Source organism: Streptococcus sp. S1, assembly GCF_034137685.1.
Taxonomy (GTDB): Bacteria; Bacillota; Bacilli; order Lactobacillales; family Streptococcaceae; genus Streptococcus; species Streptococcus dentalis.
Genome location: NZ_CP139418.1, coordinates 1,467,017 through 1,480,677, shown reverse-complemented (window position 1 = coordinate 1,480,677; position 13,661 = coordinate 1,467,017). Strand labels below are relative to the sequence as shown.

The 13,661-nt window shown below is 43.0% G+C and carries 9 protein-coding genes and 3 tRNA genes; 10 read left to right on the top strand and 2 right to left on the bottom strand.

What is annotated here, in order from left to right; all coding sequences use genetic code 11:
- Positions 1 to 158: 158 nt before the first annotated feature.
- Positions 159 to 803: a glycerol-3-phosphate 1-O-acyltransferase PlsY gene (plsY, locus tag SM121_RS07205; protein ID WP_023023133.1), complete on the bottom strand. Its 645-nt coding sequence runs from the start codon at positions 801 to 803 to the stop codon at positions 159 to 161.
- A 188-nt stretch (positions 804 to 991) separates the two neighbouring features.
- Between plsY and parE the strand changes: the two genes are divergently transcribed.
- From parE to SM121_RS07160, 9 genes are all read left to right on the top strand, one after another.
- On the top strand, positions 992 to 2,941 hold the full coding sequence (gene parE, locus SM121_RS07200; protein ID WP_320910735.1) for a DNA topoisomerase IV subunit B: 1,950 nt from the start codon (positions 992 to 994) through the stop codon (positions 2,939 to 2,941).
- Positions 2,942 to 2,996: 55 nt separating this feature from the next.
- Positions 2,997 to 3,815, top strand: a complete 819-nt coding sequence (locus SM121_RS07195; RefSeq protein ID WP_320910734.1) for an aminoglycoside 6-adenylyltransferase — start codon at positions 2,997 to 2,999, stop codon at positions 3,813 to 3,815.
- A 171-nt stretch (positions 3,816 to 3,986) separates the two neighbouring features.
- Complete coding sequence (parC, locus tag SM121_RS07190; protein WP_320910733.1) at positions 3,987 to 6,440, top strand: DNA topoisomerase IV subunit A; 2,454 nt, start codon at positions 3,987 to 3,989, stop codon at positions 6,438 to 6,440.
- Positions 6,441 to 6,615: 175 nt separating this feature from the next.
- Positions 6,616 to 7,638, top strand: coding sequence for a branched-chain amino acid aminotransferase (locus tag SM121_RS07185; RefSeq protein ID WP_320910732.1), 1,023 nt, complete (start codon positions 6,616 to 6,618; stop codon positions 7,636 to 7,638).
- A gap of 235 nt (positions 7,639 to 7,873) precedes the next feature.
- Positions 7,874 to 8,104, top strand: coding sequence for a DUF2969 family protein (locus tag SM121_RS07180; RefSeq protein ID WP_320910731.1), 231 nt, complete (start codon positions 7,874 to 7,876; stop codon positions 8,102 to 8,104).
- A gap of 52 nt (positions 8,105 to 8,156) precedes the next feature.
- Positions 8,157 to 8,237: transfer RNA gene (locus SM121_RS07175), tRNA-Tyr, on the top strand.
- A gap of 49 nt (positions 8,238 to 8,286) precedes the next feature.
- Positions 8,287 to 8,358, top strand: a tRNA-Gln gene (locus tag SM121_RS07170).
- Positions 8,359 to 8,526: 168 nt separating this feature from the next.
- Positions 8,527 to 9,726, top strand: coding sequence for a 30S ribosomal protein S1 (rpsA, locus tag SM121_RS07165; protein ID WP_320910730.1), 1,200 nt, complete (start codon positions 8,527 to 8,529; stop codon positions 9,724 to 9,726).
- Positions 9,727 to 9,802: 76 nt separating this feature from the next.
- A tRNA-Arg gene (locus SM121_RS07160) sits at positions 9,803 to 9,874 on the top strand.
- A 145-nt stretch (positions 9,875 to 10,019) separates the two neighbouring features.
- Here the strand turns inward: SM121_RS07160 and SM121_RS07155 are convergent.
- Positions 10,020 to 11,006, bottom strand: a complete 987-nt coding sequence (locus SM121_RS07155) for an L-lactate dehydrogenase (RefSeq protein WP_320910729.1) — start codon at positions 11,004 to 11,006, stop codon at positions 10,020 to 10,022.
- A gap of 198 nt (positions 11,007 to 11,204) precedes the next feature.
- Here SM121_RS07155 and gyrA point away from each other — a divergent pair, with 198 nt between their 5' ends.
- A complete protein-coding gene (gene gyrA, locus SM121_RS07150; RefSeq protein ID WP_320910728.1) occupies positions 11,205 to 13,661 on the top strand; it encodes a DNA gyrase subunit A in 2,457 nt (818 codons plus the stop codon).

Here is a 13,661-nt window from a genome sequence, read left to right as displayed (position 1 = left end):
CTGGGCATAAAGTGTCCAGTCTCTTATATATGATAGTTATAACTGCAAGACGCAGTAGCTGATTGGCATCTTTGTTCGCCTTTTAAGCTCCAAAGATGACCTAATCAGCCTTGCGGGGGTGGGCCAACGAACGATTTTTATTCAAAATTCGTTCTGTCCTACTCCCCTTTTTGTTTTTGATGGGTGATGTTTTTGCCCCAAGTGACGATGTTTTCATTCTTGTTAAGGATTCGTTTGATGTTGTCCTTGTGGCGGATGATTATCAAGGTCGCCAGTGCGAGGACGACGATGGTGAAAATCAGATCGTAGCTTGGGAGAATCCAACCAGTCAGTGGGAGGATGAGGACTCCGATACTGGCCAGAATAGCGACCGTCACACTTGAAAAGGAAATCATACTTGTCAAATAGAGGCTAGTAAAGAAATAAATAGCTAAGATAAATAGAAAGAGAGGGGAGAAGCCGATGAGGACCCCTGCACTGGTTGCTACTGCCTTGCCTCCTTTAAAGCCTGCAAAAATCGGGAAGGTGTGCCCAAGGACCGCTAAAAGACCAAAGATCATAGGAGAAATTCCTGAAACCCCAAAAATGGTCGGCAATAAAACAGCCAAGGTTCCCTTGAGGAAATCAACAGCAAAGACGACCAGACCTGCCTTCGTCCCTAAAATGCGGAAGGTATTGGTGGTCCCTGTATTTCCAGAACCGTGTTCCCGTAGATTGATGTTAAAGAAGGCTTTCCCAATCCACAAACCAGAAGGGATAGAGCCTAATAAGTAGGCTAATACGAGTAAAAGAATTGTTTTCATCATAATTTCATTATATCAAAATTGCTTTGAATGAAAAAGAAAATTTCGTCCATAATTGTCACATCGGATAGTCGGTTAAAGCTAATCGCACTTAAATGGGCTACTGAAAGGGAGGGAAGAAAGAAAAATTTTGCAAAATTTCCTAAAAAGCTGTAATATAGAAAAGATGAACAAACAGGAGGTTCCTTGTGTCTAAAAAGGAAATCAACATTAATAATTACAATGACGATGCCATTCAGGTACTAGAAGGGTTGGATGCGGTTCGTAAACGTCCAGGGATGTATATCGGATCGACAGATGGAAATGGTCTCCACCATTTGGTCTGGGAAATTGTCGACAATGCCGTCGATGAAGCTCTATCAGGTTTTGGTTCTCAAATTGACGTTACCATTAATAAGGACGGGTCTCTATCTGTAGCTGACCAAGGTCGGGGGATGCCGACAGGGATGCATGCGATGGGCAAACCAACCGTTGAGGTTATCTTTACGGTTCTCCACGCTGGAGGGAAGTTTGGTCAAGGTGGCTATAAGACCTCTGGTGGTCTCCATGGGGTGGGATCTTCCGTCGTGAATGCTCTCTCTAGCTGGCTTGAGGTTGAGATCACTCGTGATGGAGCGGTCTACAAGCAACGCTTTGAAGATGGCGGTAAGCCTGTTACCACTCTTGAGAAGATAGGAACGGCCCCTAAGTCGAAGACTGGGACTAAGGTTACTTTCATGCCGGATCCAACTATTTTCTCAACGACGGATTTCAAGTTTAATACCATTGCAGAACGGATCAAAGAATCAGCCTTCTTGCTTAAAGACGTGACTCTGACGCTGACAGACCTACGTAAGGAAGAAGACAACTATGTGGCCTTCCATTACGAGAATGGGGTTCAGGATTTCGTTGAGTACTTAAATGAAGATAAGGAAACCTTGACGCCGGTTCTTTACTTTAATGGAGAATCAGAAGGCTTCCAAGTAGAAGTCGCTCTCCAATACAATGATGGCTATTCCGACAATATCTTGTCCTTTGTTAATAATGTCCGCACTAAGGATGGGGGAACCCACGAGACAGGACTCAAGACAGCCATTACCAAGGCTATGAACGACTATGCAAGAAAAACAGGACTTCTCAAAGAAAAAGACAAGAACCTAGAGGGATCAGACTATCGTGAAGGTCTTTCCGCTGTTCTTTCGATCTTGGTTCCAGAAGCTCATTTGCAGTTTGAAGGACAAACCAAAGACAAATTAGGAAGTCCCTTGGCTCGTCCAGTCGTCGATAGCATTGTTTCTGATAAATTGACCTTCTTCCTCATGGAAAATGGGGAGTTGGCTTCCAATCTCATTCGTAAGGCTATTAAGGCCCGGGATGCGCGTGAAGCCGCTCGTAAAGCGCGGGATGAAAGCCGAAATGGCAAGAAGAGCAAAAAAGACAAAGGACTTTTATCTGGTAAATTGACACCAGCCCAGTCTAAAAATCCTAAGAAAAACGAACTCTATCTAGTCGAAGGAGACTCAGCCGGCGGTTCTGCCAAACAAGGACGGGACCGGAAGTTCCAAGCGATTCTTCCACTTCGTGGGAAGGTTCTTAATACTGAGAAGGCCAATATGAGTGATATCCTCAAAAACGAGGAAATCAACACCATGATCTACACCATCGGTGCTGGAGTTGGGGCAGATTTCTCAGTGGAAGATGCTAACTACGATAAGATCATCATCATGACCGATGCTGATACGGATGGAGCCCATATCCAAACCCTGCTCCTAACTTTCTTCTATCGCTATATGCGACCTTTGGTAGAAGCAGGGCATGTCTACATTGCGCTTCCTCCTCTTTATAAGATGTCGAAAGGCAAAGGCAAGAAAGAAGAAGTGGCTTACGCTTGGACAGATAGCGAATTAGAAGAGTTGCGTCGGACCTTTGGCCGTGGAGCAACCCTTCAACGTTACAAAGGGTTGGGGGAAATGAATGCGGATCAGCTTTGGGAAACGACCATGAATCCAGAAACTCGTACCTTGATCCGTGTCACCATTGATGATTTAGCGCGTGCAGAACGCCGTGTCTCCGTCCTAATGGGCGATAAGGCTGCACCACGTCGTCAATGGATTGAAGACAATGTTAAGTTTACCTTGGAAGAAAATACGGTATTTTAATCACTTTCTACTATAAAGTAAATAAGCTGGGATGTAGAAATGGTAAGGAATCGACATGAGAACTGATACAGAAATGATGAATCTAATTTTGCAAATAGCTGATACTCTAGAAGTAGAAGCAATTGCTTTATCCGGATCACGAACGAATCCTCAGGTCCCCAAAGATGAGTTTCAAGATTATGATGTGGTCTATATTGTTGAGAATCTGAACGACTTGTTATCTGATTTATCTTGGCTAGACCAGTTTGGAATTCGTCTGATTGAACAGCACAATGTCCTTGGACACCGTCGTCTGTATCTCATGCTCTTTGAAGATGGCAACCGTATCGATTTGACCCTCTGTCCCAAAGAGTATACCCAAGAGTGGGTGGACAGCGAAGCAAATTTTGAAGTTATAAAAGACGACAAAGGTTTGTTTGAAGCCTATCAGCCTAATTCCAAGCGCTATTGGACCGCTCCACCTACTGAAGAGGAATTTGCAGCATCCTGCAATGAATTTTGGTGGGTATCGGCTTATGTTGTCAAGGCCATTCGAAGAAATCAGCTTATCTATGCGACCGACCACCTCTATGGCATTTGTCAGCAAGAACTCCTCAAGGTCTTAGCTTGGCTGGTGACAAGCGATAGGGGAGTAGTTGATATCGGAAAGAACTACAAGTACCTCTTCCAGTATCTACCAACCGGGCAAGAGAAGGAGTTCTCAGCACTGCTTGATTTATCTAGTATCGATAAAATCACTCAGTCTTTATTTGCTACCATGGGGCTATTCAATCGAGAAGCTCAAATTCTGGCCCAAAAGATGGGATTTACTTACGATATGGAAGTTGCAGAGAAAATGACTTTTTATGCTAAAGAGAAACTTTCTAATCATTAATGAATTTATTTTAAACATCAGAAAGGAACGTTTGGTTACTTGGTGTAACCGAATTCCTTTTTCCTAAAAGACTACTCAACATTCTTTGAAAGGAGTTGAACACGCCCTGAGTGCTGTGTGAAAAAGATAAATTTCTAATTTTCACTTTGTATTTTAAGGGCTTTGTATCTTATGTCTAATATTCAAAATATGTCCCTGGAGGACATCATGGGGGAGCGCTTTGGTCGCTACTCCAAATACATTATTCAAGAACGGGCTCTTCCTGATATTCGGGATGGCTTGAAACCTGTTCAACGGCGGATTCTTTATTCAATGAATAAAGACGGGAATACACATGACAAGGGCTACCGCAAGTCTGCCAAGTCTGTCGGTAATATCATGGGGAATTTCCACCCTCACGGGGATTCTTCTATCTATGATGCCATGGTCCGCATGTCTCAAGACTGGAAAAACCGTGAGATCCTTGTGGAAATGCACGGAAACAATGGTTCCATGGACGGTGATCCACCGGCAGCCATGCGTTATACCGAGGCGCGTTTATCTGAAATCGCTGGTTATCTTTTGCAAGATATCGAAAAGAATACAGTGCCATTTGCCTGGAACTTTGACGATACAGAAAAAGAGCCAACGGTTTTACCGGCAGCCTTTCCAAATCTCTTGGTCAATGGGGCAACAGGGATTTCAGCTGGTTACGCGACAGATATTCCGCCACACAACCTTGCTGAAGTCATCGATGCCGTGGTCTACATGATTGATCATCCATCTGCCAAGGTAGACAAACTCATGGAGTTTCTACCTGGACCTGATTTCCCAACGGGTGCCATTATCCAAGGCCGGGATGAGATCAAGAAAGCTTATGAAACAGGTAAGGGCCGGGTGGTTGTTCGCTCTAAAACAGAGATCGAGCAGCTTAAGAGCGGTAAACAGCAAATCGTTGTTACCGAGATTCCTTATGAGATCAACAAGGCTGTTTTGGTCAAGAAGATCGACGACGTCCGTGTTAACAACAAGGTGGCTGGTATCGCAGAAGTTCGGGATGAGTCTGACCGAGATGGTCTTCGCATTGCCATTGAGCTCAAAAAAGATGCCAATGCAGACTTGATCTTAAACTACTTGTTCAAGTATACAGATTTGCAGGTCAACTACAACTTTAATATGGTGGCAATTGATAACTATACACCACGTCAAGTTGGGATCGTACCGATTCTCTCTAGCTACATTGCTCACCGTCGGGATATCATTGTCGCTCGTTCTCGCTTTGATAAGGAAAAGGCAGAACGACGCCTCCACATCGTAGAGGGCTTGATCCGCGTCATTTCCATTCTCGATGAGGTCATCGCCTTGATCCGTGCTTCTGATAATAAGGCAGATGCTAAAGAAAACCTCAAGGTCAGCTACGATTTCACGGAAGAACAAGCAGAAGCTATTGTTACCTTGCAATTGTACCGCTTGACCAATACCGATATCGTGACCTTGGAAGAAGAGCATGCCAGTCTCAAGGAGCAAATCGCGACCTTGGCAGCCATCATTGGGGATGAACGAACCATGTTCAACCTCATGAAGAAGGAATTGCGTGAAGTTAAGAAGCTCTTTGGGAATCCGCGTCGCAGTGAATTGCAAGACACTGCGAAAACGATCGAGATTGACACAGCAAGTCTTATTGTCGAAGAAGAAACCTTCGTCAGCGTAACCCGTGCTGGATATATCAAACGGACCTCGCCTCGTTCTTTCAATGCCTCAACATTGGAAGAAGTCGGTAAGCGAGACGATGACGAGTTGATTTTCGTAGAGCCTGCTAAGACCACTCAGCATCTCTTACTCTTTACCAACTTGGGGAATGCCATTTATCGACCAATTCACGAATTGACAGATACCAAGTGGAAGGATATCGGAGAACACCTCAGTCAGACCTTGACCAATTTCGAGCAAGAGGAAGAAATTCTCTTTGCGGAGATTGTGGATCAGTTTGAAGGAGTGACTTATTTTGCAGCAACTCAACAAGGACAAATCAAGCGTTTTGAACGCAAGGAATTGAGCCCATGGCGGACCTATCGTTCTAAATCGACTAAGTACGCTAAGCTAAAAGACCAAGACGACCGTATCGTAGCAGTTGCGCCAGTTGTCCTTGAAGATATCATGATCATTACTAAAAATGGGTATGGGTTGCGCTTCAATATTGAAGAGGTCCCTGTCGTAGGAGCCAAAGCAGCAGGGGTCAAAGCCATTAACCTCAAAGACGGAGATCAAGTCGCTGCCGCCTTTAAGTCGACAACTCCAAGCATGTACATTTTGACTCAACGAGGCAGTCTCAAACGGATGTTACAAGACGATATTCCTGTGACCAGTCGGGCTAAACGGGGACTACAGGTCTTGCGTGAGCTGAAAAATAAACCACACCGTGTCTTCAAGGCAGGTCCAGTCTTCACTGACCAGGGAGATTTTGATCTCTTTACGAGCCAAGAAGAAGTGGCAGAGCAAGATCAAATTATTCAGATCACTTCTACAACAGGTCAGGTGACAGAAGTTGATTTGACACAATTAAGCATTTCTGAAAGAACAAGCAATGGATCCTTTGTCAACGATACCATTTCGGATCAAGAAGTTTTTTCAGCTACTATCAAATAAAAGAAAGCGTCGGTCCATTCTAGGACTGACTTTCTTTGAAAATAAATTTTCTGAAAATTGAAAATTTCGCTTGAAATTCTCATGAAATGGTGTACAATAGTGTACATAGATTGAGAAACTGAATCGACCTGCATCAGATCGACAAGGAATAGAAAGAATTAAAAGGAGCACTATCATGACAGTATCACTTGATTGGGAAAACCTTGGCTTTTCATATATGAAATTACCCTATCGCTATTTGGCACATTATCGCAATGGAGCTTGGGAAAAAGGGGAATTGACAGAAGATGCGACCTTGCATTTGTCCGAATCTTCTCCAAGTTTGCATTACGGTCAGCAAGCCTTTGAAGGGTTGAAAGCCTACCGTACAAAAGATGGAAGTATCCAATTGTTCCGTCCAGATCAAAATGCCAAACGTTTGCAACGCACAGCAGATCGGTTGCTGATGCCTCAAGTACCTGTTGACATGTTTGTAGATGCTTGTAAGGCAGTGGTAAAAGCCAATGAAGAGTATGTTCCACCATATGGTACAGGAGCTACCCTTTACCTTCGTCCACTTTTGATTGGGGTTGGTGATATTATTGGTGTGCATCCAGCAGATGAGTATATCTTTACCATCTTTGCCATGCCTGTCGGTAACTATTTTAAAGGTGGTTTGGTCCCAACGAACTTCTTGATTCAAGATGAGTATGACCGTGCTGCACCACATGGTACAGGGGCTGCAAAAGTTGGTGGGAACTATGCAGCTAGTATGTTGCCAGGTAAGATTGCGCATGATCGTAACTTCTCTGACGTGATTTACCTTGATCCAGCGACGCACACCAAGATTGAAGAAGTAGGTTCTGCAAACTTCTTTGGTATCACTGCTAGTAACGAATTTGTGACGCCATTGAGTCCGTCTATTTTGCCATCGATCACCAAGTACTCTTTGCTTTACTTGGCAGAACACCGTCTTGGTATGACACCAATTGAAGGGGATGTCTTTATCAATGATTTGGATCGCTTCGTAGAAGCAGGAGCTTGTGGTACCGCAGCTGTCATCTCTCCGATCGGAGGCGTTCAACACGGGGATGACTTCCATGTCTTCTATTCTGAAACAGAAGTAGGTCCTGTCACACGTAAACTTTATGACGAGTTGACCGGTATCCAATTTGGTGATGTCGAAGCGCCAGAAGGATGGATTGTCAAAGTCGATTAAACCGAAAGCGTCTGAGACAAAAGTGTCCAGACTTCAATGAGAACGAGTCTTAACGAAAGAACGCAGTCGTTAATGTTTCTCTTCATTCGCTTTTAGGAATAAAAGAGTGACGAATGACTCTTGCGGGGGTGGGATAAAGAAGGAATTTCTAACTAAATTCTTTCTGCCCACTCCCTTTTCTCTTGCGTCATCAAGAGAATTTTTGTAAAATAGAAAAAGTGAAAAGAGGGTTGAAATGAGTAAAAAAGATAAGAAAATTAAGATTCAAATCGTTGATAGTAAAGTAACCGTCGGGAAAGACACTTTTGATGGTTTCACTTTGTCCATTGGAAAGAAAACGATTGGGGAAATTGCAGACATGGCAGGTCAGTTTGCCATTATCAAAAATGGAAATGTGGATTCTCTTTACAAAAAACTTGAAAAAGCCGTTGAAATTTTAATAGAAAATTATAATTTGAATAAATAAGGGCTTGCAATCAAAATAAATCAATGGTATAATAGATCCTGTTGATTTATATGGAGAGATAGCGAAGAGGCTAAACGCGGCGGACTGTAAATCCGCTCCTTCGGGTTCGGGGGTTCGAATCCCTCTCTCTCCATTAGCGTTCATTGTGACGATGATAAAGTGACTAATGTCAGCGCTCTTTTTGGGGTATAGCCAAGCGGTAAGGCAAGGGACTTTGACTCCCTCATGCGTTGGTTCGAATCCAGCTACCCCAGTTCTAGGTAATATCAGATAAGGTGGTAAAATATCTACTCAGGTATTTTATTTCTTTATATGAAGAAGTCGTTGTAGATCATTTTGATTTCGTTGCGAGTGCTTGCTTAGGAAAAATAATTATAAGTATGTCAAGTTTTAGAAAACTTGATTGTTGGAGGATTTTTTAGATGAATGAATTTGAAGATTTGCTAAACAGTGTTAGCCAAGTTGAACCAGGTGACGTTGTTACTGCTGAAGTATTGACAGTTGACGCGAACCAAGCTAACGTTGCAATCTCTGGAACTGGTGTCGAAGGTGTTTTGACTCTTCGCGAATTGACAAACGATCGTGATGCTGACATCAATGACTTGGTAAAACCAGGTGAAACACTTGAATTGCTTGTTCTTCGTCAAGTAGTTGGTAAAGATACTGATACAGTAACTTACCTTGTATCTAAAAAACGTTTGGAAGCTCGCAAAGCATGGGACAAATTGGTCGGACGTGAAGAAGAAGTTGTTACTGTTAAAGGAACTCGCGCTGTTAAGGGCGGACTTTCAGTAGAATTTGAAGGACTTCGTGGATTTATTCCAGCTTCAATGCTTGATACTCGTTTTGTACGTAACACTGAACGTTTCGTAGGTCAAGAATTTGATGCTAAAATCAAAGAAGTTGACGCAAAAGAAAACCGCTTCATCCTTTCTCGTCGTGAAGTTGTTGAAGCTGCATCAGCTGCAGCACGCGCTGAAGTATTTGGTAAATTGAACGTTGGTGATGTTGTAACTGGTAAAGTTGCTCGTATCACTAGCTTCGGTGCTTTCATCGACCTTGGTGGTGTTGATGGATTGGTTCACTTGACTGAATTGTCACACGAACGCAACGTTTCACCTAAATCAGTTGTAACTGTTGGTGAAGAAATCGAAGTGAAAGTTCTTGACTTGAACGAAGAAGAAGGGCGTGTATCACTTTCATTGAAAGCTACAACACCTGGACCATGGGATGGCGTTGAACAAAAATTGGCTGCTGGTGATGTCATCGAAGGTACAGTTAAACGTTTGACTGACTTTGGTGCATTCGTTGAAGTATTGCCAGGTATCGATGGACTTGTTCACATCTCACAAATTTCACACAAACGTGTTGAAAATCCAAAAGATGTTCTTAAAGTTGGACAAGAAGTAACTGTTAAAGTTCTTGAAGTAAATGCTGCTGATGAACGTGTATCACTTTCTATCAAAGCACTTGAAGAACGTCCAGCTCAAGAAGAAGGCGAAAAACAAGAAAAACGTCAACAACGTCCACGTCGTCCAAAACAAGAAAAACGTGACTTTGAACTTCCAGAAACTCAAACTGGATTCTCAATGGCTGACTTGTTTGGCGATATCGAATTGTAATATTTTTAAAGCTTACCTTTTGGTAAGCTTTTTTTACTTGTAAAATGATTGTTTTTTTGATATACTATCATAGTTGCCACCCTTAGTGTAATGGATATCACGTAAGATTCCGGTTCTTGAGATGGGGGTTCGATTCCCTCAGGGTGGATGACGGTAGGAGAGCTGAGAGGCTCTCTTTTTTGTTTCAAGGCCAAGAAGCATTTTTAAAAGTTGGAGTAGGCCTTCGGGTCTCCTTTTTAATGTTCATAAGATAAAAAAACACCATGTCCTAGACATGGTGTTTGATTATTTGCTTAGTTTTTAGAAGCTGCTTGGAATTCTGGATTCTTCCATGCTTCATCAATAATTGCTTTCAATTCATCAGCAGAAGCTTTCATTTTTTGTTGTTCCGCATCGTTCAATGGGATGTTCACTGGACGAACAATACCGTGTGCACCTACGATGGCAGGTTGACCGATAAAGACGTTGCTAACACCATATTGACCTTCTTGGAATACAGAAAGTGGAAGTACTGCATTTTCGTCATCAAGGATTGCTTTAGTGATACGAGCAAGGGCAACAGCGATACCGTAGTATGTAGCACCTTTTTTGTTGATGATAGTGTAAGCAGCGTCACGAACGCCTTCAAACAATTCAATCAATTCAGTTTCTTGAACGTTTTGAGTGTCTTTAAGGAATTCTTCAAGGTTTACCCCAGCGATGTTAGCGTGTGACCATACTGCGAATTCTGAGTCACCGTGTTCACCCATGATGTAGGCGTGTACTGAACGAGCGTCCACATCCAATTTTTCAGCCAAAGCTTGACGGAAACGAGCTGAGTCAAGAGAAGTACCTGATCCGATAACACGTTCTTTAGGGAATCCAGAGAATTTCCATGTAGAGTATGTCAATACGTCAACTGGGTTAGCAGCTACAAGGAAGATACCGTTAAATCCAGATTTCACAACTTCTGTAACGATTGATTTGTTGATCGCAAGGTTTTTACCAACAAGGTCAAGGCGTGTTTCACCTGGTTTTTGAGGAGCACCTGCAGTAATTACAACAAGCTCAGCGTCTGCACAGTCAGCGTACTCAGCCGCATAGATCTTCTTAGGTGAAGTGAAGGCAAGGGCGTGGCTAAGGTCAAGCGCATCTCCAACAGCTTTTTCGTGCAATTGAGGAATTTCGATAATTCCAAGCTCTTGTGCAATTCCTTGGTTGACAAGTGCAAATGCATAAGATGAACCTACGGCACCGTCACCGACAAGGATAACTTTTTTGTGTTGTTTAGTCAAATTCATGAGTCTAAACGTCTCCTTCATATTTTTTTGAGATAGATTCTCATACGTCTTCATTCTACCACTTTTGAAAGTCTTTGTCATCTGATACAGTATGAATCCTTGATGTAAACGTTTTTACATTTGTACTCCTTAGAAGAAAAATAGGCTAAAATGTGTTATAATAGTATGGTGAATTAAGTAAAGAGAGGCATTTTTTGAATGCAGGATAAGAATCTAATTGATGTGAATTTAACATCAGAAATGAAGACGAGTTTTATCGATTATGCCATGAGTGTTATCGTTGCTCGTGCCCTCCCTGATGTTCGGGATGGTTTGAAACCTGTTCACCGTCGTATTTTGTACGGAATGAATGAATTAGGTGTTACACCAGATAAACCACATAAGAAATCAGCCCGTATCACAGGGGATGTTATGGGTAAATACCACCCACACGGGGATTCCTCTATTTATGAAGCCATGGTTCGGATGGCGCAATGGTGGAGTTATCGCTACATGTTAGTAGACGGTCATGGAAACTTTGGTTCTATGGACGGTGATGGTGCCGCTGCACAACGGTATACAGAAGCTCGTATGAGTAAGATCGCTCTTGAAATGTTGCGGGATATCAACAAAAATACAGTTGATTTCGCTGATAACTACGATGCCAGCGAGCGCGAACCTTTGGTCCTCCCTGCACGTTTCCCTAACCTTCTCGTTAATGGTGCTACAGGGATTGCCGTTGGGATGGCAACCAATATTCCTCCACACAATTTGGGAGAAACCATTGACGCAGTGAAGTTGATGATGGATAATCCTGAGGTAACGACCCGTGAACTCATGGAAGTTCTTCCTGGTCCAGATTTTCCGACAGGTGCTTTGGTCATGGGGAAATCAGGTATCCACAAAGCCTATGAAACCGGAAAAGGCTCAATCGTTCTTCGTTCTCGTACAGAGATTGAAGTAACCAAGAGTGGCCGTGAACGGATTGTTGTTACTGAGTTCCCTTATATGGTCAATAAAACCAAGGTTCACGAGCACATCGTTCGCTTGGTGCAAGAAAAACGGATCGAAGGGATTACAGCTGTACGGGATGAATCAAACCGTGAAGGGGTTCGTTTTGTGATTGAGGTCCGCCGAGATGCTTCGGCTAACGTTATTTTGAACAATCTCTTTAAGATGACTCAAATGCAAACCAATTTTGGATTCAATATGTTGGCGATCCAAAATGGTGTTCCAAAGATTCTTTCTCTTCGCCAAATTTTAGGGGCTTATATTGAGCACCAGAAAGAAGTGGTGACTCGACGGACCATCTTTGATAAAGAAAAAGCGGAAGCACGTGCCCATATTTTAGAAGGTTTGCTGATTGCCTTGGATCACATAGATGAAGTGATCCGGATTATCCGCAATAGCCGGACAGACGCTGAAGCACAGGCTGAATTGATGGCGAAGTTCAAACTTTCTGAACGTCAAAGTCAAGCCATTTTGGACATGCGTCTTCGTCGTTTGACCGGTTTGGAACGAGACAAGATCCAAAGTGAATATGATGATTTGGTTGCCCTGATTGCTGATTTGGTTGACATTTTGTCTAAACCAGAACGTGTGGCTACCATCATCAAAGAAGAATTGGAAGAAGTCAAACGCAAGTTTGGTGATGCTCGCCGAACTGAGTTGATGATCGGAGAAGTCCTTTCTCTTGAAGATGAGGACTTGATTGAAGAAACAGATGTCTTGATCACCCTTTCGAATAAAGGCTACATCAAACGTCTGGACCAAGCGGAATTTACGGCTCAAAAACGTGGTGGACGAGGGGTTCAAGGAACTGGTGTCAAAGATGATGACTTTGTTCGGGAACTGGTATCTACGAGCACCCATGATCATTTGCTCTTCTTTACCAATAAGGGACGTGTCTATCGTCTGAAAGGTTATGAGATTCCAGAATATGGTCGGACAGCTAAAGGATTACCAATCGTCAATCTCTTAAAATTGGACGAAGGTGAATCGATTCAAACCATTATTAATGTGGAGCAAGACCGCAGGGACGAAGCCTACCTCTTCTTTACGACGCGAAAAGGTTTGGTCAAGCGGACCAATGTAGCTGAATTTTCAAATATTCGTCAGAACGGTCTGAAAGCGCTGAATCTGCGCGATGAGGATGAATTAATCAATGTCTTCCTTACAGATGGCAACACTGATGTTATTATCGGTACCAAGTATGGTTATTCTGTCCGCTTTAATGAGGCTGTAGTCCGAAATATGGGACGTTCTGCCACAGGTGTACGTGGTGTGAATCTCCGTGAAGGAGACAAGGTTGTTGGAGCTAGTGTCGTTACGGATCAAGATGAAGTATTGATCATCACTGAAAAAGGGTATGGTAAGCGTACAATGGCTAGCGAATACCCAACCAAAGGCCGTGGTGGTAAAGGAATCAAGACAGCCAATATTACAGAGAAAAATGGTCCGTTAGCTGGTCTTTTAACTGTTAAAGGGGATGAAGATCTGATGATTATTACCGATACAGGAGTCATGATTCGCACAAATGTTGGGAATATCTCTCAAACGGGTCGTTCAACTCAGGGTGTGAAAGTTATGAGACTGGATCAGGATGCGAAAATTGTGACCTTTACAACAGTCCAGCCTGATGATAAAGATGAAGAAGTAGTGGAAGAAAACGAATAG

Coding starts and splice junctions, on each gene's coding strand:
- plsY (WP_023023133.1), bottom strand. CDS start 803: ATGAAAACAATTCTTTTACTCGTATTAGCCTACTTATTAGGCTCTATC.
- SM121_RS07195 (WP_320910734.1), top strand. CDS start 2,997: ATGAGAACTGATACAGAAATGATGAATCTAATTTTGCAAATAGCTGAT.
- parC (WP_320910733.1), top strand. CDS start 3,987: ATGTCTAATATTCAAAATATGTCCCTGGAGGACATCATGGGGGAGCGC.
- SM121_RS07185 (WP_320910732.1), top strand. CDS start 6,616: ATGACAGTATCACTTGATTGGGAAAACCTTGGCTTTTCATATATGAAA.
- SM121_RS07180 (WP_320910731.1), top strand. CDS start 7,874: ATGAGTAAAAAAGATAAGAAAATTAAGATTCAAATCGTTGATAGTAAA.
- rpsA (WP_320910730.1), top strand. CDS start 8,527: ATGAATGAATTTGAAGATTTGCTAAACAGTGTTAGCCAAGTTGAACCA.
- SM121_RS07155 (WP_320910729.1), bottom strand. CDS start 11,006: ATGAATTTGACTAAACAACACAAAAAAGTTATCCTTGTCGGTGACGGT.
- gyrA (WP_320910728.1), top strand. CDS start 11,205: ATGCAGGATAAGAATCTAATTGATGTGAATTTAACATCAGAAATGAAG.